Here is a 22,199-nt window from a genome sequence, read left to right as displayed (position 1 = left end):
GGAAACCTGTCACATCTCCGGCCTACGATCGGCGGCATGAGCCTGAGTGAATCCGATCTGCGCGCCGCGATCCGGCGCGAGATGCCCGGTGTCCGCACCGACCTGGAACGGCTGGTGCGGATCCCGGGTGTCGCCTTCGAAGGTTTCGACCACTCGCACGTGGAGCGGTCCGCGGAGGCGGTCGCCGAGCTGTTGCGCGGGTGTGGGCTCGACACCGAGATCGTCCGCCACGGCGGTCAGCCTGCGGTGATCGGCCGTAAGGCGGCCCCGGCCGGAGCGCCGACCGTCCTGCTTTACGCGCATCATGACGTGCAGCCGGCCGGCGACCCGGCGCTGTGGACGAGTGACCCGTTCGAGCCGGTGGAGCGTGATGGCCGTCTCTACGGCCGTGGCGCGGCCGACGACAAGGCGGGTGTGATGGCGCACGTCGCGGCGTTGCGCGCGTTCGGCGACCAGCTTCCCGTCGGTGTCGTCGTGTTCGTGGAGGGCGAGGAGGAGTATGGGTCCGACTCCCTCGACACGATCATCCACGAGCATCTGGAGGAGCTGCGCTCCGACGTGATCGTGATCGCCGACTCCGGTAACTGGGACATCGGCCAGCCCGCGCTGACCACCTCTCTGCGCGGCCTGGTCAACCTGTTCGCCGAGGTCAAGGTGCTGAAGAGTGCCGTGCACAGCGGCATGTTCGGCGGCCCGGTGCCGGATGCGCTGATCACCCTGGCCCGGCTGCTGTCGACGTTGCACGACGACGACGGCGAGGTCGCGGTGACCGGTCTGGTCGGCCGTGAGGGGGCGAGCGTCGACTACCCGGCCGACCGTTTCCGGCACGAGGCCGGCATCCTCGACGGAGTCGAGCTGATCGGTAAGGGCACGATCACCGACCGCATCTGGACCAAGCCGTCGGTGTCGGTGCTCGGCATCGACGCGCCGCGGACCCTGGAGGCGGCGAACGCGTTGCAGCCCACCGCCAAGGCCAAGATCAGCGTACGGCTGGCGCCCGGCGACGACCCGAAATCGGCGTTCGAAGCGGTCCGCGCCCACCTGGAGAAGAACGTTCCGTGGGGCGCGAGCCTGGAGGTCACGCTGGAGAGCGACGGCGCTCCGTGCGTGATCGACGCGACCGGCCCGGTGTATGACGCGGCTCGGGCCGCCTTCAGCTCGGCGTGGGACGGCACCGACCCGGTGGACATGGGTGTCGGCGGGTCGATCCCGTTCATCGCCACTTTCCAGGAGCTGTTCCCCGGCGCGGCGATCCTGGTCACCGGGGTCGAAGACCCGCACGCGGCGGCGCACGGTCCGGACGAGAGCCTGCACCTGGGCGAGTTCGAGAAGGTGTGTGTCGCCGAGGCACTGCTGCTCAAGAACGTTGCGGAGACTCTGACGAAGTAGGAAGCGGGGTGGCCGATGGCCGAGCTGTCTTGTGAGGTCCTCGTGGTGGGCGCCGGCCCGACCGGGCTGATGCTCGCCAACTGGCTGACCAGGCTCGGGGTGCAGGTGATCGTCGTGGACGGCAAGGACGGCCCGACGGCGGAGTCCCGCGCGCTCGTCGTGCAGGCCCGCAGCCTGGAGATCTACGACCAACTCGGCATCGGCGACCACGTTCTGGAGGCGGCGCACCGGGCCGAGGCACTCGCGCCCGGGTTCGGTGCGCGGGCCTTCGGGCGGATTCCGCTCGGCCGGCTCGGCGCGCGGCTCACCCCGTACCCCTTCATCGAGGTTTTGGAGCAGAGTCGCAACGAGGAGATCCTTTACGACAATCTGCGCAAACTCGGCGGCGACGTGTATTGGGAGTCGCCGGTCACCGCGGTCGTGCAGACCGATGACGGTGTCGAGGCGAAAGTCGGGAACCACACGGTGCGGGCCCGGTTCTGCGTGGGCTGCGACGGGGCGAATTCGGTGGTCCGCAAGGCCCGCCGGATCGACTTCGAAGGTGTCACCAACCCGCACCGGTTCTTCGTGCTGGACGCGATCGGCGCGCACGGCCTGGTGCCGGACGCGGTGAACGTCCGCCCCGAACGGACCGATTTCCTGCTCGGCTTCCCGATGCGCGGCGAGGGCGGCTGGCGGCTGATCGGCCTGGTCCGCGACACGAACTCCGACGGTGACCTGGACGAGGAGGACGCCCGCGAGCGGATGCGGCGCACCTACGGCGTCACCTACGACCGGGCCCGCTGGTTCGCCACCTACCGGGTGCACCATCGGGTCGCCGCGGCCTTCCGGGACGGTCCGTTCTTCCTGGCCGGCGACGCCGCCCACGTGCACTCGCCGGTCGGCGGCCAGGGCATGAACACCGGCCTGCAGGACGCGCACAACCTTGCCTTCAAACTCGCCGACGTGCTACGCGGCGCCCGCCGGGACAGCTGGCTGGACCGCTACGAGGCGGAGCGCCGGCCGGTCGCCCGCAAACTCGTCGCCACCACCGACCGGCTGTTCAACGCGATCACCTCCACCCGTCTGCCGGCGCGGGCACTGCGGCGCATCGTGATCCCGCTGCTCGCCCCGATCGCGGTGCGGGTGCTGCCCGGCTCGTCCGGCGGTTCCCGCCTGTTCCAGTACGTGTCGCAGATCCGCATCCACTACCGCCTCGACCCCGACGCGAAGCCGGGCGGCCCGCGCGATCCGGTGATCGGCCGGCGTCTGCCCTGGACCGGGAACAACCATGCAGTGCTCCGCGCCGCCTGCTGGCAGATCCACGGTTACGGCGAGGTCGTCGCCTCCGACGCGCCCGACCTCGGGATGCCTGTGCACATCTTCCCGCCGGCACCCGAAACAGGCCTGCTACCTGGGCTTCTCTACCTGATCCGGGCGGACGGGTTCGTCGCCGCGAGTGCGGTGCCGGCCGAGGCGGAGACGCATTTCCGGCACGCCCAGGGCAGGTGAAATTCGGCGTCCACAGGGTGGATCGGCGGTGTCGACGGCGTCCGTTCCTGTTAGGATTCGAACATGCGTTCGATTGCCTCGCCTGCACCGAACATGCCTGCCACCAACAGGCCTGCCACGCAGCTCTCCGCTGCGCTGGCCGGTCGCGCGGCCCGGGTGACCCCCGCCGGCCCACGTGACTCGCTCGACCGTCTTCGCACACGCGAGCGGATCGAGTCGATCGCCCGGCTCCGTGCCGCGGCCCGCGCCCTCGGCGACGTCGACGTCTCCGGGTGGGACGACGCCACCCTCACCGATCACCTCGACGATCTCTCCAAAGTCCTCTGCACGCTCGACGCCGAGCTGGCCCGGGTCGCTGACGCGGTCCGAGCCCGCGGCTTCCGCATCGAGGAGCCCAAAGCCGCATGACGAAGATTCCAAACCCAAGGCCAAATTCCGACAACTTCCCTGGGGGTACGGGGTGAGGACATCCGTGACCACCCAACGCCGTCGCGAGTCCCCACCCGGGGCGGCCTGACGACTGCGGATCGTGCCCTTTCAGGCCGCTGGCGGGTGCCGTGCCGTTTCGGGCCGCTGGCGGGTTAAGAGACGCAGGCCGCCGACGGGAACCGTGCCATTTTGGCCACTTCGAGTTTCTTGTTCCTTTTAGTCATTACGAGCGTCGCCTCTTTGGGCGCAGCGAGCTCGTGCCCTTTTCGGCCCGCTCGCGGGCGTCGTGCCCTTTCCGGCCTAGCTCGCGGGCGTCGTGCCCGATGGGCTCCGTGCGGTGAGGCCGTGCCGGTCCGCGGGTGCGTGCCCGGTGGGCTCTGTGTGGTGAGGCGGTGTCCATCGGCGAGTGCTGGCGCGGTGCGGGCCTTGCGGGGATGAGGCCGTGTTCGGCCGCGGGCCTCGCGGTGGTGTCTTGCCGCGGTGCGGGGCCGCGGTGCGGTTTGGTTTCGGTGGATCGTTTTCTTCGTGTGTCACGGGGGCACACGGTGAACGTGATCGGCTGCCAGGATGGGGATCGTGCGGTTCGTTGACATAGCAGCCACCTCGGCCGCGGTCGCCGCGACCTCGGGCCGTAAGGCCAAGATCGAGCTGCTTGCCGGTGCGTTGCGGCGGCTGGACCCCGGCGAGATCGTCGCCGGGGCCGCCTACCTGGCCGGTGAGCTGCGACAGCGTCAGACCGGGGTCGGCTACGCCTCGTTGCGTGACCGGCCCGCGCCCGCCGCTGAGCCCACCCTCACCGTGGCCGAGGTCGACGCGGCGATCGCGGAGATCTCGGCCGTCTCCGGCACCGGGTCACAGGCCCGCCGGAAACAGATGCTCGGAGCCCTGTTCGGTGCGGCCACCGCTCCCGAGCAGCTACTGCTCATCGGCCTGTTCGGCGGCGAGCTGCGACAGGGCGCCCAGGCCGGCCTGCTGGCCGAGGCGATCGCGTCCGCCGCCGAGGTTCCGGCCGCCACCGTCCGGCGGGCACTACTGCTCGCCGGTGACCTGAAGATCGTGGCCGAGGCCGCCCTGATCGGTGGTGCGCCCGCCCTCGCCCAGATCCACCTGCGTGTCGGTACCCCGCTGAGCCCGATGTTGGCGAGCAGCGCCCCCGACGTTGCGGCCGCCCTGCTCGCCACCGGCATGCCCGCCGCCGTCGACGACAAGCTCGACGGCATCCGCATCCAGGTGCACCGTTCCGGCGACGACGTGGCCGTCTACACCCGCAGCCTCGACGACATCACCGCCCGGCTGCCGGAGGTGGTCGCCCAGGTCCGGGCACTGCCGCTGCGCGAGGCGATCCTCGACGGCGAGGCCATGCTGCTCGACGAGACGGGCCGACCCCGCCCGTTCCAGGAGACGTCCAGCCGGGCCGCGACCCGTGGTGCCCGGTCCTCGGTTCGCGCGGCTCCTCCTCCGGGCGGCGAACCGGCCGCCGCAGTCGATGTCGCTTCCGGACTTCCGGCCGCGGACGGTGGCGCACCCGCGGCGGCTGGAACGGCCGGTGCGGTGCCCGCGGCGGAGCCGTTCCAAGGCGGTGCTCCGGCCGCTTTCCGAGGTGGCACTTCGGCGGGCGGCCCTCCGGCGGCCTCTTTTCGGGGTGGCTCACCGGCGGCTGCTTCTCGGGGTGGCTCTCCGGCGGGCGGGCTTCGGCCGTACTTCTTCGATCTTCTTCATCTTGATGGTGTTGATCTTCTCGATGAGCCGGGCCGGGTTCGATGGGCCGCCCTCGCCGAGACCGTCCCGGCGGCCGCGACCGTCGGCCGGTCGGTCGTCGAGAGCGAGGAGCAGGCGGCCGCCGTGTTCGCCGCGGCCCTGGCCGCGGGCCAGGAAGGCGTCGTGATCAAGGATCCGGAGGCGCCCTACGACGTCGGCCGCCGCGGCTCCGCCTGGGTGAAGGTGAAACCCCGGCACACTCTCGACCTGGTCGTTCTCGCGGTCGAGTGGGGTCACGGTCGCCGCCATGGCTGGCTGTCCAACCTGCATCTCGGCGCCCGTGATCCGGAGTCGGGCGGGTTCGTGATGCTCGGCAAGACGTTCAAGGGCCTCACCGACGAACTGCTCCGTTGGCAGACCGAGCGGTTCCAGGAGTTGGCCGTCGCCGACAACGGATGGGGCGTGACCGTCCGGCCCGAACAGGTGGTGGAGATCGCCTTCGACGGCGTCCAGACGTCACCGCGATATCCGGGTGGTGTGGCGCTGCGGTTCGCTCGGGTGCTCCGCTACCGCGACGACAAATCCGCCGGCGAAGCCGACACCATCGACACGGTCCGGGCGATCGGCGCCGGTCACCCGCCCGCACCGGAGTGACCACGGTCGCGCCTGCCCTCGGCTCGCGGTCCGTTACAGGGCGGCGAGGCTCCGGATGTAGTTGACCTGCTGGTTGATGGCGGCCACATCGTCCTCGTGTTGGACCGGGACGCGGGAGACGTACTGCTGCTGACCGCTCGTCACGGTGACGTTCACGGTGCCCTGCGCGACCTGCTCCTTGAACATCAGCAGGAAGAGGCTGAGCCCGGCGGTGAAGCAGATGCCGGCGAAGGCCACGATCTTCGCCCAAGTGGGCGTGCGCCGCTGGCTCGTCCAATGATCGGTGACCAACCACCGGGAACCGGCCAGCGGCAGGTCTCCCACCGGGGTGTGCACCCGGGTGGAGGTGATCTGCATCTCGGCGATCTCCACGATCACCGGTCCGGACGGCTCGGGTGTTTCCGGGGTCTCCGATGGGCCCGGCGTCACGGACGCGGGCGGAGGCGTCGGAACGCCCCACGGATCACCCGACGGGAAGGTCATGCCCGCGACATTAATCGGCGTCGTCCTCCGTCGCGAGGCGACGCTCGCACACCGCCGCCGCCGACCTGGACCGGCTGGCGAATCAGTTGGTCCCGGCCTCGGCGGCCTTCCGGTCCGCCTCCGCCACACGATCCGCCGCCTCGGCCGCCTTCCGGTCGGCTGCGGCGACGCGGTCTTCGGTTGCGGCCGCTTTCCGGTCGGCTGCGGCGACGCGGTCCTCGGTTGCGGCCGCTTTCCGGTCGGCTGCGGCGACGCGGTCCTCGGTTGCGGCCGCTTTCCGGTCGGCTGCGGCGACGCGGTCCTCGGTTGCGGCCGCCCTCCGATCCGCTGCGGCGACCCGGTCGCGGCTGTCCGCCTCGGTGACCCGGTCGCGTGAGTCGGCGTCGGCGAGCCGGTCCCGTGGTCGGGCGGCGGGCTGAGCGGGCCGGGGACCGCCCGACGCCTCCTGCGCCTCGCGTCGCGCCTGCCAGCCGAACAGGACGTAAACCATGCCGGCGAAGAGCCACCACTGGACGGCGTAGCCACCGTTCTGCCACGAGTCCTCGTGCGGAATGGGGATCGTCACGAACGCCGGATCGGCCGCCGGGGTCTGCTCGGTCAACAGCACATACGCCCCGTACACCGGAAACGGAAGCTCGGTCGCCAACCGGGGCAGACTCACTCGCCGGGTGTCCAGACGACCGTCGCGACGTTCCACCGGAGCGGGTCGGCTTTCCGACAGGTGTACCTGGCCGACGACGGTGACCCGGCCGGTCGGGGCGGCCGGGACCTGTGGTGATTCGAGCGCACCACCGGGTGGCGCGGGCACCCAGCCCCGGTCGATGAGCACAGCCGTACCGTCGTCGAGGATCAGCGGCGTGATGATCTCGAAACCGACCTCGTTGGCGACCGTGCGCCCCCGGGCCTGAATCTCGTTGGCCGGGTCGTAGCGGCCGCTGACGGTCACCTTTGTCCAGGCCACAGCCTCGCCGGGGTCGGGACCGGGCGTCCCGGCGACGGTCGGGGCGGCGAGCGCCTCGGTCAGCGGGACGGCCGCGACGGCGTTGGCGTTGTCGATCCGGGTATTGATGGCAGTGCGTTCCCGATAACGATCCAGCTGCCAATTGCCGAGCAGCACCATGACCACCGAGGCGACGATCGTGAGCGCGGCAGCACCCAGCCAGCGCCGGGTCAGCAGGAACCGATACACCCCATGAGGCTACCTGGCGAAGCGGTGGCTCCTGCCGCAGCCAGGTAGTCTGCGACATCCGGCAGTCGATAGAACACGTGGCGGCCGCCTGCGGAAACCTCGGGGGAGACATTGATCACCGCCCAGCCTCGTCTGGTCGTGAGCGCGCCGTCGTCGGGCCACGGCAAGACGGCCATCGCCGTGGGACTGCTCGCTGCCCTCAGTGGCCGTGGCGTCCCGACGGCGGGTTTCAAGGTCGGCCCGGATCACACCGACGCGGCGTACCTCGGTCTCGCGGCCGGCCGGCCCGGCCGCAACCTCGACCCGCGGTTGGTCGGCGCCCAGCGAGTCGCGCCGCTCTTCGCCCACGGGGCCTCCGGCGCCCAGGTCGCCGTCATCGAGGGCGCGATGGGCCTGTTCGACAGCCTCACCGGCCAGCCGGAGATCGACGGCACCGCCTCGGTCGCGGCCGCCCTGCGCGCGCCCGTCGTCCTGGTCGTCGACGTCGCCGCGATGGGCCACTCGCTGGCCGCTCTGGTGCACGGTTTCCGGATGTTCGACGAGATGGTGCATCTCGGTGGCGTGATCCTCAACCGGGTCGCCTCGGACCGGCACGAGCAGATGCTGCGCAGTGCCATGGACGACATCGGCATGCCGGTGCTCGGCGCGCTGCACCGTGGTGACCTGCCCAACGCGCTTCCGGCCCGCACCCACGGGCTGGTTCCGGTGGCGCACCGGACCGTCGAGGCCGGCCGCGCGGTGCGCCGCCTCGGCGAGGCCGTCGCCGGCTCCCTCGACATCGAGCGCCTGGTGGCGCTCGCCTCGTCGGCGCCGCCGATCCCCGGCCCCATCTGGACCCCGTCCGAGGCGGCCGGGGACCAGCAGTTCGACTTCCGGCCGGTGATCGCCCTGGCCGGGGGCCAGGGCGCCCCCTACACCTACGTGGAGACGGCCGAGCTGCTCACCGCCGCCGGTGCGGACGTCGCGGTGGTCGACCCGCTTCGCGACGAGGCACTACCGCCGGGAACGCGCGGGCTGGTCGTCGGTTCGGGACTTCCCGAGGGGTACGCCGAAGAGCTCTCCGCCAACCGTCGGCTCTGTTCGGCCGTCGCCCAGTTCGCTCGGGACGGCTGGCCGGTCATCGCCGAGGGTGTCGCTCTGCCATGGCTCGGTCACGAGCTGGACGGGCGTCCGATGTGCGGCGTCCTGGACGCGACCGCGACCACCGCCGAGCAGACCGTCGCCGGATACCGCGAGGCCACCGCCCCCGGTACGTCGGTGCTGGCCCCGGCCGGCGCCCGGATCACCGGGTACAAACAGCACCGCGCGGTCGTCACGCCGCGGGCCGGCGCCACCCCGGCGTGGACCTGGTCGGGCGGCAACCCGGAGGGTTTCGTCTGGCGTCAGGTGCACGCCTCCCAGCTCGGTCTGCACTGGGCCGCGGCCCCGGAGATCGCCCGCCGTCTGGTCGGCGCCGCTCACGCCGGGCCGCCCAGCAGCACCGGAGGCTCTCCGGGCCAGTCCGGCCCGCCCGGTTCCACCGGCTCGTCGGGCACCTCGGGTTCGCATGGTCCTTCCGGTTCGCATGGTCCTTCCGGTTCGCAGGGTTCCGCTGGTTCGCATGGCCCCGCCGGTTCCCCGAGCGTTCCCGGCCCGCCGAACAATCCGATGCCGCCGAATATGCCGTCCGGCCCTCCGCAGGGCATGCCGTCGGCCCCGCCCGCCGGCCATCCGGCGATGCCGCCGCAGGCCGTTCCCGTCGGCCAGGGCATGCCGTCCGGCCCGGGCTCGCCGAGCGTCCCCCTCGGTCCGCCATCAGGCATGCCGCACGACCCGGCCGCGGTGCCGCCGGGCCAGCCGATTCCCGGCTCCGGCATCCCGGGCGGTCCGGGTTCGAGCCTGCCAGGGACGGGGTACGCCGCTCCCGGCCAGCCGATGTCGGCCGGCCCCGGCAGCGGCGTGGCCGGTGCGCAGCCGCCGTTGTCCGGCCAGGTGCTGCCACCACTCCCGGGCTATCACGGCCACTCGTCATCCGACACCCAGGCGCCGCTGACCGGCCAGGTGCTGCCACCACTGCCCGACTACCACGCTCAGCAGGACTTCCACGACCAGCCCGACAGCCGCGACCAGCCGGACTTCCGCCAGGCGGGTGGCCAGGGTCAGCCGGAGTTCCCTGCCCAGCCGAGTGGCCAGCCTGACGTCCGTGGCGGACAGTCCGAATACGCCGGCCAGCAGCACTTCCGGGGTCAGGGTCCGTCTGATTTTCCGGGTTCGCAGGAGTTCCGTGGTCAGGGCTCGTCTGATTTTCCCGGTTCGCAGGAGTTGCGGGGCCCAGGCCTGTCCGAATTCCCGGGCCAGCAGGACATCCGGGGCCAGGCTGGTGACCGGCGTCAGTCCGACTATGCCGGTCAGCCGGACTTTCACGGCCAGGACTTCCGCGGTCAGGCGGGCGGTCACGGCCAGTCCGACTACCCGGGTCAACCGGACTTCCCGGGCCAGTCCGATTTTTCGGGCCAGCCTGACTTCCGCGGGCAGTCAGGCGGTTCTGGGCAGCCTGACTTCCGCGGTCAGCCAGGCGGAAACGGGCAGCCTGACTTCCGGGGCCAGCCAGGCGGAAACGGACAGCCCGACTTCGGCGGCCAGCCAGGCGGAAACAGGAAGCCCGACTTTGACGGCCAGCCCGACTTCCGCGGGCAGTCCGATTTTCGCGGACCGGCGGGTGGTCACGAGCCGTCCGATTTCGCTGGTCGGCCTGATTTCGCTGGTCCGTCCGATTTTGCTGGTCCGTCCGATTTCGCGGGACCGCCCACCTTCCGCGGTCAGCCGGGCGGGAGTGGTCAGCCGGCCTTCCGTGGTCGGCCAGGTGGGAGTGGTCAGCCCGACTTTGGAGGTCAGCCCGACTTCGGGGGTCAGCCGGATTACCCGGACCAGGACTATCCGGGCCAGCCGGGCGGCCACGGCCAGGTCGGCAGTCACGGGCAACCGGGTGAGCGCGGTCCGGGCGTGCCGTCCGGCCCCGGGCCGCACCCCGCCCAGGGGGCGCAGAGCGGCCCCGACGGTCACACCGTGGACCTTTCCGTCCGCAGCTGACCGATCCTGGTCGCCGGAAGCGGCCCAGCGTGCGAAAGGTCGATTCGCGACCTCCGAAATTGTCGTACCCCCCTCGTACCGTGAGGGCTACGACAAACCGAAGGAGGAGATCGTGGCCGATCGTGTGCCGCTGGATTTCGAGCCGCCGGTTCGTCAGATCAGAGCGCTGCTGCTGGGCGTGGACGACCGTGACCTCGCCGCGCCGACCCCCTGTCCAGGTTGGCCGGTCGCGGCCCTGCTCGATCATCTGATGGGCCTGTCCGTGGCCTTCACGATGGCCGCCCGCAAGCGCGCCGGAGCGCCCGGCACCGACGGCCCACCACCACAGCCCTCGGCCGATCATCTGTCTCCGCAATGGCGCAGCCGTCTTCCGGTGCTGCTGGCCGATCTCAGCATCGCCTGGCGAGATCCCGGCGCCTGGACCGGCACGGCCCAGGCCGGCGGCGTCACCCTGCCGGCCACCGCGATGGGCGCCGTCGCGATGAATGAGTTGATCATGCATGGGTGGGATCTGGCTCGAGCCACCGAGCAGGATTATGCGGCCGATCCCCGAGCGCTGGAGGTGTTGATCGAGTTCCTCGGCCAGAGCCCGGCCGACGGCACGCCCGGCCTGTTCGGCCCCCGCATCCCGGTCGACACGGAGGAGGAACTCCTGCCCAGGGCACTCGGCCTGGCCGGCCGAGACCCTTCTTGGCGACCACCCCGCCGCCGCCCCATCCCCTCCCGCGCGGCAACCGCCGACTGACCCGGCCCGCCCGGAGGCCTCGCCCGGCCCGGCCCGCCCGGAGGCCTCGCCCGGCCCGGTCCGCTCACCCGGTCCGGCCCGGTCCGCTCACCCGGTCCGGCCCGGTCCGCTCACCCGGTCCGGTTCGGCTCACCCGGTCCGGTCCGCTCACCCGGCCTGGTCCGGTCCGGTTCGGCTCACCCGGCCTGGCCCGGTCCGCTCACCCGGTCCGACCCAGGGCCCTGTGCGGTCCGCTCCGGTCTGCCCATCCGGCCCGGCCGCGCCCCCGGCCGGACCCGGGGGCGCGAGGAGGCGGCCGGAATGCGGCGTGCCCGGGTGGACAGCGCACGAGTGGCCGGTCGGGTGGCTACCAGACGTACTTGTCGGAGGGGGGTTTGAAATCTTCTCTCGGTTTGCCATCGAGGGCGTCTCGCAACGTCTGCGCGACCGTGTACTTCGACATGGTCGAGCGGCCCGAGCCGACCAGGTGTTCCGGGTTGTCCGGGTCGGCGACGAAGGCGGAGGCCGCCAACTGAGGGGTGTATCCGCTGAACCAGGCGGTCTTGTTGCCGTCGGTGGTGCCGCTCTTCCCGGCGACCGGGCGCCCGAGTGTGCCGTAGACCATGGACGATGTGCCCCAGCCGCCGCACCCGCCGCGGGACGAGCCGTAACCGGTGACGCAGCGGGCCGCGTCGGTGGCGGCTCGGGCCACGTTCACCTTGATCTCCTGGTGGCAGCGGGGTTCGGCGATGAGCCGGTCCTGGTAGAGGGCGTGCGAACCGTCGGGGTTGCGGATGCTGAGCACCGGCAGCGGTTCGCAGTATCGTCCTTCGGCGGCGAGGGTGGCGAAGACGTTTGCCATCTCGACCGGGGTGGCGTCGCTGACCCCGAGGGTGAAGGCGCCCCAGCCGGAGGCGTGTTCCTTGGTGGCGAGCTTCCGGTCGATGTCGGTGCGCCAGCGGAGCCCGAGCCGTTCGGCCATGCGGACCGCCTTCTCCGCGCCGACCCGCTGTTCGAGCTGTACGAAGTAGGTGTTCACCGATTTGCCGAAGCCGGTCCACATGTTCTGGGTGCCGGTCATCGATTCGCTGGAGTTCTTCGGGCACCAGTAGATGCCACAGGTGGCCGGCCCGGGCGCGGTGATGTACCGGGTGACGAACCGCTGCGGCGAGTAGAAGGAGGTGGACAGCGGCAGGCCCGCCTCCAGGGCGGCCAGCATGGTGAAGATCTTGAAGGTGGATCCGGCCTGGTAGCCGGCCATGTCACCACCGCCGAGCAGCGGGTTCACGGTGTTCGGATAGTTGCCTTTGACGTCGTCGTCCTGCCGCCAGTCGCTGTGTCGGCCGTTCTTCTCCTGGTCGAGGGAGTAGGTGCGGTTGACCGCCATGCTGAGCACCCGTCCGGTGCCGGGCTGCACGACCACCTGTCCGTGGGCGATGGCGCTGCCCCGCCCCTCCTTCTCCAGGACGTGACTCATCGCGTACCGCTGGATCTTGGGGTCGATGGTGGTGACCACCCGGTAGCCGCCGCGGCGCAGATTCTCCTCGCGTTCCAGCGGGGTCCTGCCGAAGGCCGGTTGTTCGCGCCACCAGCTGGTGAAGTAGTCGCAGAAGAAGCCCCAGTCGTTGTGTTTGGCGGCGACCGAGATGCAGCCGTTCGGGGGTGTGCTCAGCTTCAGTTTGATCTTCGATTTCTTGGCCGAACCGGCCTGTTCGGCGGTGATCGCGTTGCCCTTGAGCATCTGGTCGATCACGTAGTTGCGGCGATCCAGGGCGGCCTTCTGGTTCTTGGTGGCCGGGTCGTAGGCGGATGGCGCCTTGACCAGCCCGGCGATCAGCGCCGCTTCGGTGAGGCTGAGGTCGCGCGGCGCCTTGGAGAAGAAGATCTGCGAGGCGGCGAAGATCCCGTAGGCGCGGTGGCCGTAGTACGCGGCGTTGAGGTACCGCTCGAGGATCTCCTCCTTGCTGAGCCGCTGTTCGACCTCGATGGCGAGCCGCATCTCGCGGAGTTTGCGGGCGGCGGTCTGTTCGGTGGCCTCGAGCGCCTCCTGCGGGGTGCGGGCGCTGTCGCGCAGGGCCATCCGGACGTACTGCATGGTGAGCGTGGACGCGCCCTGGGAGACGCCGCCGGCCTTCTGGTTGGCGACGAACGCGCGGGCCACCCCTTTGGCGTCGACGCCGTGGTGCTCGTAGAAGCGGGAGTCCTCGGAGGCGACGATCGCCTTGATCACGTAAGGGGACATGTCCTTGAGGGCGATGTGTTTGCGGTGCTCCTCGTAGAACATCGTGAGCAGCGTCTTCCCGTCGTTCGCGTAGACGTATGTGGTCTGGGCCGGTGGCAGTTCGGTGAGCTGCTCGGGCATGTTCTCCAGGGCTTCGGCACCGGCTTTGACACCCATCCCGGCCAGTGCGGCGAACGGGTAGGAGAGGCCGGTGATGACCAGGCCTGCGATCAGTCCGGCCCGGATCAGGAGGGCGACTCTTCCGGCTACGGTGGGGCGTCGGTTCGTCACTCTTCGAAGGTATGACAAAGGTGCTCATGTTCGGACGGAACGGCCGAAGTCTGGCGCGCCGTCCGGTCCGGCATGCTGGGGCCATGAGTTTCGACCTCGATCATCACGGCGACGCCGAGGTGGGTGCGGGACTGATCGATCTCGCGGTCAATGTGCGGCACCAGGCCATGCCCGGCTGGCTGGCGGATCCGATCGCCGCGTCGTTGGGCTCGCTGTCGGCGTACCCGGACGGGCGCGCGGCCACCGCGGCGGTCGCCGCCCGGCACCGCCGGGATCCGGCGGAGGTGCTGCTCACCGCCGGTGCGGCGCAGGCGTTCGTGCTGCTAGCGCAGGCCCTGCGCGGCGCCCGCCGACCGATCGTGGTGCATCCGCAGTTCACCGAGCCGGAGGCCGCGCTGCGCAACGCCGGCCATCGGGTGGAGCGGGTGATCCTGCGCGAGGCCGACGGTTTCCGGCTCGACCCGGACCTGGTCCCGGAGGACGCCGATCTGGTCTTCGTCGGCAACCCGACCAACCCGACCTCGGTTCTTCATCCGGCCGGTGACGTGGCGAAACTGGCCCGTCCGGGCCGGGTGCTGGTGGTCGACGAGGCGTTCGCCGACACCACCTTCCGGCCCGGAGTGCCGGGCGAGCCGGAGTCGCTGGCCGAGCGCCGGGACCTGCCCGGCCTGGTGGTGCTGCGCAGCCTGACCAAGACGTGGGGGCTGGCCGGCCTACGGATCGGCTACGCGCTCGGCCCGGCCGATCTGCTGCGGCGGCTGGCCGCCGCGCAGCCGCTCTGGGCGGTCTCCACGCCGGCGCTCGCCGCGGCGACCGCGTGCGCGTCGCCGGTCGCGGTCGCCGCGGAACGCGAGATCGCCGCGGCCCTCGCGGCCGAGCGCGCCCATCTGGTGGAACGGTTGCGGCGAGTGCCGAGCGTCACGGTTCCCGGTGAGCCGGCCTCCGCATTCGTTTCGGTACGGCTGCCCGGCGCCGATTCCATCCGGGCTGACCTGCGCGAACGCGGCTACGCGGTGCGCCGTGGCGACACCTTTCCGGGCCTGGGCGCGGATTGGCTCCGGATTGCGGTGCGCGACACTGCCACCACAGACCGATTCGTGCAGACTCTGAGCGAAGTGATCGAGGAGCGACCGTGACGCTGGAGACCACCCTGGCGGCCATCCGGCCCGCCGACGCCGAGGCGATGACCGCCGCCCGTGACCTGCAGGCCCGCCTCACCAAGCCGGCCGGTTCGCTCGGCGCTCTGGAGGAGTTGTCGGTGCGGCTGGCCGGCCTGGCCGGAGTCTGCCCACCGCCGCGGCCCGAGCCGGCCACCGTCGCGGTCTTCGCCGGTGACCACGGTGTGCACGCCCAGCGGGTCAGCCCGTGGCCGCAGGAGGTCACCGCGCAGATGGTGGCCAACTTCGTGGCGGGCGGCGCCGTGGTCAACGCGTTCGCCAGGCAGACCGGTGCCGACGTCATGGTGGTCGACGTCGGGGTGGCGATCCCGCTGCACGGCGGCCCGAACCTGCTGGACGCGAATGTGCGCCGCGGCACCCGGGACATGACGATCGGCCCGGCGCTGACCCGCGAGGAGGCTCTGGCCGCGGTCGAGGTCGGCATCCAGGTCGCCCGGACACTCGTCGAGCAGGGTGCGAAAGCGCTGCTCACCGGCGACATGGGCATCGCCAACACGACACCCGCGGCGGCGCTGATCGCGGTCTTCACCGGTACGTCGGCCGGTGTGGTGACCGGTCGCGGCACCGGCATCGACGACGACACCCTCGCTCACAAGGTCGCCGTGGTGACCGCCGCGCTGGACCGGCACTCCCCGGACCCGGCCGACCCGCTCGGTGTGCTGGCCGCGGTCGGGGGCCTGGAGCACGCCGCGCTGACCGGGTTCATCCTCGGCGCCGCCGCGTGCCGGGTGCCGGTGATCGTCGACGGCGTGATCGCCGCCTCGGCCGCCGTCGCCGCCGCGGCGTTCGCCCCGGACTCGGTGGCCGCGATGGTCGCCGGGCACCGTTCGGCCGAGCCGGGCGCCTCGGTGGCGCTCGCCCACCTCGGTCTGGAGCCGCTTCTCGACCTGGGCATGCGCCTCGGCGAGGGCAGCGGCGCGGTGCTGGCCCTGCCGGTCGTGCAGGCCGCGGTGCGCGTGCTGCACGAGGTGGCGACGTTCGACTCGGCGGGAGTGTCGGAGAAGTGAGCGCGGGCGTGCCGGGGGAGAAGCGCGGGGTGTCAGAGAAATGAGCGCGGGAGTGTCGGAGAAATGAGCATCTATCCGCTGGGGCTGCGCCTCGAGGGTCGTCGCGTGCTGGTCGTCGGCGGTGGCACGGTCGCCACCCGCCGGGTGCCGGCCCTGATCGCGTCGGGCGCCCGGGTCGAGATCGTCTCCCCGGAGCTCACCCCCACCCTTCAGGGGCACGTCGACGCGGGCCGGGCGTCCTGGACGCCTCGGCGCTTCGCGCCCGGCGACGTCGAGGGTGCCTGGCTGGTCCATGTCGCGGTCGACGACCCGGAGGCGGCGGCCCAGGTCAGCGTCGCTGCCGAGCAGAACCACATCTTCTGTGTACGGGCCGACGACCGCGACGCCGCGACTGCCTGGACCCCGGCCGTCACCAGGCACGGCCAGGTCACCGTGGCGGTCACCGACGGTGGTGACCGCCGCCGTGCGATGGCGGTCCGCGACATGGTGGCGAACGTGCTGGAGGCCTCCCCGCCGGCGTCGCCCGAGTTCAAGGGCGTGGCCCTGGTCGGGGCCGGCCCCGGCGACCCGGAGCTGATCACGGTGAAGGGCCGCCGGCTGCTCGCCGCTGCCGACGTGGTGGTCGCCGACCGGCTGGTCCCCGGCATGCTCCTCGGTGAGCTGCGTCCCGAGGTCGAGCTGATCGACGCCGCCAAGATCCCGTATGGGCCGCAGGCCGCCCAGGAGGAGATCAACCGGATCCTGGTCGACCGGGCGAGCCAGGGGAGGTTCGTGGTCCGGCTGAAGGGCGGCGACAACTTCGTCTTCGGCCGTGGTGGCGAGGAGGCGCTGGCCTGTGCCCAGGCCGGGGTGCCGGTGCTGGTGGTGCCCGGGGTGACGAGCTCGATCGCGGCGCCCGCGCTGGCCGGCATCCCGGTCACCCATCGTGGGGTGGCGCACGAGTTCACCGTGATCTCCGGGCACATCCCGCCGGACCACCCGGACACCCTGGTCGACTGGGCGGCGCTGGCCCGGATGCGCGGGACCGTCGTGGTGATGATGGGCCTGAAGAACCTGCCGAAGATCGCCGAGCGCCTGATCGCCGAGGGCCGCTCGGCGGACACTCCGGTCGGCGTGGTCCAGGAGGGTTCGACGGCCCATCAGAGGTCGCTGATCAGCACACTCGGCGCGGTGGCCGAGCAGACCGCGACGGCCGGCATCCGACCACCCGCGGTCGTCGTGATCGGCGAGGTCGTGGCGGTGGGGGAGCAGTTCACCCCCGCGGCGGGCTGACGGGGCCGGCCGGGCCGATCGGGGCGGCACGCGGGCGTCGGCGTGCGATCGGCGCGCCTTCACCCGTACCGCTGCAAGGGTTGACGCCGGGCCGAGATCGGCCCGGCGCCCTCTCGCCTGCCTCAGCCCTCTTCGACGCCGAGTTCGTCGAGGAACGAACGCGCCCACCGGGCGACGTCGTGGGTCCGCAGATGCCGCTGCATCACGCGCATCCGCCGTTTCAGCTCGGACGGTTCGGCGCCGACCGCGCGCAGCAGCGCGTCCTTCACCCCGTCCGGGTCGTGCGGGTTGCAGAGGAACGCCTGCCGCAACTCGGTGGCCGCACCGGCGAACTCGCTGAGCACCAGCGCGCCGCCGCTGTCACCGCGGCAGGCGATGTACTCCTTGGCGACCAGGTTCATGCCGTCGCGCAGCGGGGTCACCATCATCACGTCGGCCGCCGCATACATCGCGGCGAGCTCCTGCTTGTCGACCGACTGGTGCAGGTAGTGCACGGCCGGCGTGCCGACCCGGCCGAACTCGCCATTGATCCGGCCGACCTCGCGCTCCACCTTCACCCGCAGGGTCTGGTAGTGCTCGACCCGCTCCCGGCTGGGCGTGGCGACCTGCACCATCACCGCTTCACCGACGTTGAGCTTGCCGTCGGCGAGCAGCTCGCGGAACGCCTTGAGGCGCAGCTCGATGCCCTTGGTGTAGTCGAGCCGGTCGACCCCGAGGATCACCGTTTTCGGATCACCGAGCTCGGCCCGGATCTGCTTGGCCCGGGCCTGCACCGACGGGTCGGCGGCGAGCCGTTCCATCTCCGCGGTGTCGATGCTGATCGGGAAGGCCCCGGCCTTCACCCGGCGCCCGTCGACCTGGATCGACTGGCCCTCGTAACGCAGGCCGAGCAGGTGCCGGGCCAGACGAACGAAGTTCTGTGCGGCCAGCCGCTGCTGGAAGCCGACCAGGTCGGCGCCGAGCAGACCGCGCAGGATCTCGGCCCGGAACGGCATCTGCATGAACAGCTCGATCGGCGGGAACGGGATGTGCAGGAAGAACCCGATCCGCAGGTCGGGCCGCATCTCCCGGAGCATCGAGGGCACGAGCTGCAGCTGGTAGTCCTGCACCCAGACGGTGGCGCCCTCCGCGGCCACCTCCGCCGTGGCCTGCGCGAACCTGTGGTTGACCACGCGATAGGTCTCGCGCCAGCGCCGTTTGTAGACCGGGGTCTCGACGGCGTCGTGGTAGAGGGGCCAGATGGTCGCGTTGGACTGGCCCTCGTAATAACGTTCCAGCTCCTCGTCGCTGAGCGGAACCGGGTGGATGTGGATGCCCTCGAGGTCGAACGGCTCGGGTGCCTCACCCGAGCCACCGGCCCATCCGATCCATGTGCCCTGATGCTCGACCAGGACCGGATGTAGGGCTGTGACCAGGCCGCCCGGACTGGGCCGCCACTGCTTCTCACCGTCCGGCGTAGTGACCTCGTCCACGGGCAGACGGTTGGCGACGACGACGAAGGAACTTCGTTGGGCCACGCTGAGTACACCTCCGAGTGGTTTCTGTTCCCAACGTGAGCCTACTGTGTGTAAGCTCTCGCTTTCTCACCGGCTCCGGTCCGCCACCGCGATAGACGGTGATGGACCCGGTTGGGGCGGGGTGCGATCCTGTGCCGGTGACCCCGCCTGATGATCATTCCCAGCGACGGCAGCCATTGTTCTTCCCTGTGGTGATCGCCACGGCGCTGCTCGCGATCATCGGCCTGATCGGCGGTTATCTGCTCTCCGAGCGGCGCGGCTCCGGGACATCGGTCCCCAAGCCGTCACCGACGCTGTCACTTCTCCCCGCGTATCAGGCATGTCTGGACCGTACCCAGGAGATGGGCGCTCAATTCGGGGCGAACGGTGAGTTGCGGCAGGTCCTGCGAGTGCGGACGGAGAGCCGGGCGGTCATCTGGGTCTGCCAGGACGCGGACGGCGCCCTGTATTACCACGCCAACAAGGGCGGCGCCGAGGCCCCGTGGGTGGAGAACCGGACCGCGTTGTTCCTGGCCGGGGTGCGGTATGACGGTGTCGGCGCATTCACCGCCACGGCGAACGACGGAGCGACCTTCACGGTCAGCCTCGACCGGCTCGTCATCACGCACAAGGACGGCACCGTGGAGGAGCAGGCGGTCGTCCAGGATTGAAGTGCCCGGGGTTGCCGAACGGCTCGGCCGCGGCGGGTGGAAAGATTGCCCTTTGATCCCGGCACCGACAATCCACGATCTCGGAGGTAGGGCACACCGTGGCCCAGTACATCTACGTCCTGGAAAAGGCGCGCAAGGCGCACGGCGACAAGGTCGTGCTCGACAACGTGACGCTGAGCTTCCTGCCAGGCGCCAAGATCGGTGTCGTCGGCCCCAACGGCGCCGGTAAGTCCAGTCTGCTCAAGATCATGGCGGGGCTCGACAAGACCAGCAACGGCGAGGCCCGGCTGATGCCCGGCTACACCGTCGGCATGCTGGCGCAGGAGCCGCCGCTCAACGAGGAGAAGACGGTCCTCGGCAACATCCAGGAGGCCGTCGCCGAGACGAAGGCCAAGCTCGACCGCTTCAACGCGATCGCCGAGCTGATGGCCACCGACTACAGCGACGAGCTGATGGACGAGATGGGCAAGCTCCAGGAGGAGCTCGACCACCTCGACGCGTGGGACGTCGACTCCAAGCTCGACCTCGCGATGGACGCGCTGCGCTGCCCGCCGCCGGACGCCGACGTCACCCAGCTCTCCGGTGGTGAGCGTCGCCGGGTCGCGCTGTGCAAGCTGCTGCTCGAGGCGCCCGACCTGCTGCTGCTCGACGAGCCCACCAACCACCTGGACGCGGAGAGTGTCCACTGGCTGGAGCAGCACCTGTCGAAGTACGCGGGCACCGTCCTGGCGATCACCCACGACCGGTACTTCCTGGACAACGTGGCCGGCTGGATCCTCGAGCTGGACCGCGGCCGGGCGATCGGCTACGAGGGCAACTACTCCACGTACCTGGAGAAGAAGGCCGCGCGTCTCTCGGTCGAGGGCCGCAAGGACGCGAAGATGAAGAAGCGTCTGGCCGAGGAACTCGAGTGGGTGCGGTCCAATGCCAAGGCCCGGCAGACCAAGAGCCGGTCCCGGCTGGATCGCTACGAGGAGATGGCGGCCGAGGCGGAGAAGACCCGGAAGCTTGACTTCGAGGAGATCCAGATCCCGCCGGGCCCGCGTCTGGGCAACACCGTCATCGAGGTCAACGACCTGGTCAAGGGCTTCGACGGGCGTACGCTCATCGACCACCTGTCGTTCTCGCTCCCGCGTAACGGCATCGTCGGCATCATCGGTCCCAACGGCGTCGGTAAGACCACGCTGTTCAAGACCATCGTCGGGCTGGAGAAGCCGGACGAGGGGTCGGTGCGGATCGGTGAGACGGTCAAACTGTCGTACGTCGACCAGAGCCGCGCCGGCCTGGACCCGGCCAAGACGGTGTGGGAGGTCGTCTCCGACGGTCTCGACCACATGATGGTCGGCAAGGTCGAGATGCCCTCCCGGGCGTATGTCGCGGCCTTCGGCTTCAAGGGCCCGGACCAGCAGAAACCGACCAAGGTGCTGTCCGGTGGCGAGCGCAACCGGCTCAACCTCGCGATGACGCTGAAGATCGGCGGCAACGTGATCCTGCTCGACGAGCCGACCAACGACCTGGACGTGGAGACCCTCTCCAGCCTGGAGAACGCGCTGCTCGAGTTCCCCGGCTGCGCCGTGGTCATCTCCCACGACCGGATGTTCCTCGACCGGGTGGCCACCCACATGCTCGCGTGGGAGGGCACCGACGAGGACCCGGACAAGTGGTTCTGGTTCGAGGGCAACTTCGAGGCGTACGAGAAGAACAAGGTCGACCGTCTCGGCGCGGAGGCGGCCCGGCCGCATCGGGTCACTTACCGCAAGCTGACCCGTGATTGATCTGTGTGACTGACGCCGATCGGTTCATCTACGACGTGCCCGTGCGCTGGTCCGACATGGACGCGTACGGGCACGTCAACAACGCGCGTTTCCTCACCCTCTACGAGGAGGCGCGCGTGGCGATGTTCTTCGTCGGGGCCAAGGCGCACGGCCTGGGCTCCTTCGAGGAGGGCATCGTGATCGCCCGGCACGAGATCGACTACCTGCGGCCGGTCGACTTCGGTGACCCGGTCCGGATCGAGATGTGGATCTCCGAGCTGCGGGCCGCGGCCTTCACCGTCTCCTACGAGCTGTTCGACGACGGCGTGCTGGCCAGCCGGGCGAAGTCCGTCTGTGTGCCCTACAACCTGGTCAAGGGGCATCCGCGCCGGCTGTCGGACGCCGAGCGCGACTTTCTCCGGCCGTACACCGAGGTGTCCTGATGATTGTCAACCGGTCATGAGTGAGCACGGCCTGCTCGGGGTTCCCGACGCAGGCGCGTTCCTGGCGCGGCTCACCCGGCTCGACCCGGCCGCGCCGGTGCGGCTCCGTTCGGCCGGCGGCCGGACCGCTCTCTGGGCCTGCCTGCCGTGGGATGTGCTGGTCACTCGCGAGGTGGCCGGTCCCGGCCCGGGTGACGCGACGGTCTCGGCCGCCGAGATGCTCGCGGTGTTGGCCGCGGGTGGCGAGTCGCTGCCCGAGCGCCGTGACACCCAGTGGCGCTGGCCGCTGCCGCCGCCCGCCAGTCAGGCCGTCGAGTCGGTCTCCGGGTCCGAGTTGGCCCAGCTCGCCGAGGCGGCGGCGGGCACTCTGCGGGAGATCGCCTCCGGCGGGATGTCCGGGCGCGCGGTGGGCCGGCGGGCGGTGCGCGACGCTCTCCTCGATCATGTGGCGCTGGTCGTCACGCCGGACGATGGACGGTCCGTGCAGATCTCCCAGCGACTCGTTCAGGCGGTCGCCCGGATGGGATTCCTCGGTCCGCGGGACGCGGATCCGGTCGAGGCGCGGGTTCGCGTAGCCGGTGGCTGGGTGGGAATTTCTGCACCATATGGAGTAGCGTGGCGACAGAGCGTTCACAAATTGACCGTTATGCCGATGGTGGGTCACCCGAAAGGGTGACGGTGGATCGTTCTTCTGGTCCCGCCCTCCCGTTAGGGGGATGACCTTCAGGAGGCGTGCGGGT

The 22,199-nt window shown here is 70.8% G+C and carries 16 protein-coding genes and 1 pseudogene; 13 read left to right on the top strand and 4 right to left on the bottom strand.

Annotated elements, in window-relative coordinates:
- The first annotated feature begins 42 nt into the window (after window positions 1–42).
- The 4 genes from Q0Z83_RS38170 (at window position 43) to Q0Z83_RS38155 (ending at window position 5,661) form a co-directional block, all read left to right on the top strand.
- The gene (locus Q0Z83_RS38170; RefSeq protein ID WP_317797230.1) at window positions 43–1,389 is read left to right on the top strand and encodes a dipeptidase; all 1,347 of its coding nucleotides are present in this window, start codon (window positions 43–45) and stop codon (window positions 1,387–1,389) included.
- 15 nt (window positions 1,390–1,404) lie between these two features.
- Window positions 1,405–2,880: an FAD-dependent monooxygenase gene (locus Q0Z83_RS38165; protein WP_317788193.1), complete on the top strand. Its 1,476-nt coding sequence runs from the start codon at window positions 1,405–1,407 to the stop codon at window positions 2,878–2,880.
- A 219-nt stretch (window positions 2,881–3,099) separates the two neighbouring features.
- Window positions 3,100–3,288: a hypothetical protein gene (locus Q0Z83_RS38160; protein ID WP_317797229.1), complete on the top strand. Its 189-nt coding sequence runs from the start codon at window positions 3,100–3,102 to the stop codon at window positions 3,286–3,288.
- Between the two features lie 588 nt (window positions 3,289–3,876).
- Window positions 3,877–5,661, top strand: a complete 1,785-nt coding sequence (locus Q0Z83_RS38155) for an ATP-dependent DNA ligase (RefSeq protein WP_317788192.1) — start codon at window positions 3,877–3,879, stop codon at window positions 5,659–5,661.
- A 33-nt stretch (window positions 5,662–5,694) separates the two neighbouring features.
- On the opposite strand, the gene Q0Z83_RS38150 is transcribed toward Q0Z83_RS38155, so the two are convergent.
- Both Q0Z83_RS38150 and Q0Z83_RS38145 read right to left on the bottom strand, forming a co-directional pair.
- Entirely contained in the window at window positions 5,695–6,144 is a 450-nt protein-coding gene (locus Q0Z83_RS38150) for a hypothetical protein (RefSeq protein WP_317788191.1), read from the bottom strand.
- 373 nt (window positions 6,145–6,517) lie between these two features.
- A pseudogene (locus Q0Z83_RS38145) lies at window positions 6,518–7,333 on the bottom strand (SURF1 family cytochrome oxidase biogenesis protein); the annotation flags it as partial.
- Window positions 7,334–7,471: 138 nt separating this feature from the next.
- On the opposite strand from Q0Z83_RS38145, the gene Q0Z83_RS38140 reads away from it, so the two are divergent.
- Both Q0Z83_RS38140 and Q0Z83_RS38135 read left to right on the top strand, forming a co-directional pair.
- Window positions 7,472–10,402 (top strand): cobyrinate a,c-diamide synthase, encoded by a 2,931-nt coding sequence (locus tag Q0Z83_RS38140; RefSeq protein WP_317788189.1) that lies wholly within the window; start codon window positions 7,472–7,474, stop codon window positions 10,400–10,402.
- A 112-nt stretch (window positions 10,403–10,514) separates the two neighbouring features.
- Window positions 10,515–11,147 (top strand): TIGR03086 family metal-binding protein, encoded by a 633-nt coding sequence (locus Q0Z83_RS38135; protein WP_317788188.1) that lies wholly within the window; start codon window positions 10,515–10,517, stop codon window positions 11,145–11,147.
- 346 nt (window positions 11,148–11,493) lie between these two features.
- Here the strand turns inward: Q0Z83_RS38135 and Q0Z83_RS38130 are convergent, their stop codons facing one another.
- Window positions 11,494–13,638 (bottom strand): transglycosylase domain-containing protein, encoded by a 2,145-nt coding sequence (locus tag Q0Z83_RS38130; protein ID WP_317788186.1) that lies wholly within the window; start codon window positions 13,636–13,638, stop codon window positions 11,494–11,496.
- 83 nt (window positions 13,639–13,721) lie between these two features.
- Between Q0Z83_RS38130 and cobC the strand changes: the two genes are divergently transcribed.
- The 3 genes from cobC to cobA all read left to right on the top strand — a co-directional run bounded on the left by cobC (window position 13,722) and on the right by cobA (window position 17,095).
- Window positions 13,722–14,774, top strand: a complete 1,053-nt coding sequence (gene cobC, locus Q0Z83_RS38125; RefSeq protein WP_317788185.1) for an Rv2231c family pyridoxal phosphate-dependent protein CobC — start codon at window positions 13,722–13,724, stop codon at window positions 14,772–14,774.
- Window positions 14,771–15,823, top strand: coding sequence for a nicotinate-nucleotide--dimethylbenzimidazole phosphoribosyltransferase (gene cobT / locus Q0Z83_RS38120; RefSeq protein WP_317788183.1), 1,053 nt, complete (start codon window positions 14,771–14,773; stop codon window positions 15,821–15,823). The genes cobC and cobT overlap by 4 nt, the downstream gene beginning before the upstream one ends.
- Before the next feature lie 63 nt (window positions 15,824–15,886).
- The gene (cobA, locus tag Q0Z83_RS38115) at window positions 15,887–17,095 is read left to right on the top strand and encodes a uroporphyrinogen-III C-methyltransferase (protein WP_317788182.1); all 1,209 of its coding nucleotides are present in this window, start codon (window positions 15,887–15,889) and stop codon (window positions 17,093–17,095) included.
- A 122-nt stretch (window positions 17,096–17,217) separates the two neighbouring features.
- Here cobA and Q0Z83_RS38110 read toward each other — a convergent pair whose 3' ends face one another.
- Window positions 17,218–18,612 (bottom strand): alpha,alpha-trehalose-phosphate synthase (UDP-forming), encoded by a 1,395-nt coding sequence (locus tag Q0Z83_RS38110; protein WP_317788181.1) that lies wholly within the window; start codon window positions 18,610–18,612, stop codon window positions 17,218–17,220.
- Window positions 18,613–18,800: 188 nt separating this feature from the next.
- Here Q0Z83_RS38110 and Q0Z83_RS38105 point away from each other — a divergent pair, with 188 nt between their 5' ends.
- The 4 genes from Q0Z83_RS38105 (at window position 18,801) to Q0Z83_RS38090 (ending at window position 22,135) form a co-directional block, all read left to right on the top strand.
- Window positions 18,801–19,262, top strand: a complete 462-nt coding sequence (locus Q0Z83_RS38105) for a hypothetical protein (protein WP_317788180.1) — start codon at window positions 18,801–18,803, stop codon at window positions 19,260–19,262.
- Window positions 19,263–19,360: 98 nt separating this feature from the next.
- Window positions 19,361–21,037, top strand: a complete 1,677-nt coding sequence (gene ettA / locus Q0Z83_RS38100; protein WP_317788178.1) for an energy-dependent translational throttle protein EttA — start codon at window positions 19,361–19,363, stop codon at window positions 21,035–21,037.
- Between the two features lie 5 nt (window positions 21,038–21,042).
- Window positions 21,043–21,459 (top strand): acyl-CoA thioesterase, encoded by a 417-nt coding sequence (locus tag Q0Z83_RS38095; protein WP_317788177.1) that lies wholly within the window; start codon window positions 21,043–21,045, stop codon window positions 21,457–21,459.
- A 16-nt stretch (window positions 21,460–21,475) separates the two neighbouring features.
- Entirely contained in the window at window positions 21,476–22,135 is a 660-nt protein-coding gene (locus Q0Z83_RS38090) for a hypothetical protein (protein WP_317788176.1), read from the top strand.
- The last annotated feature ends 64 nt before the right edge of the window (window positions 22,136–22,199 follow it).

The organism is Actinoplanes sichuanensis (assembly GCF_033097365.1).
GTDB classification, from domain to species: domain Bacteria; phylum Actinomycetota; class Actinomycetes; order Mycobacteriales; family Micromonosporaceae; genus Actinoplanes; species Actinoplanes sichuanensis.
Note: the sequence above shows the minus strand (reverse complement) of the source record. Positions and strands in the feature narration are given on the sequence as shown.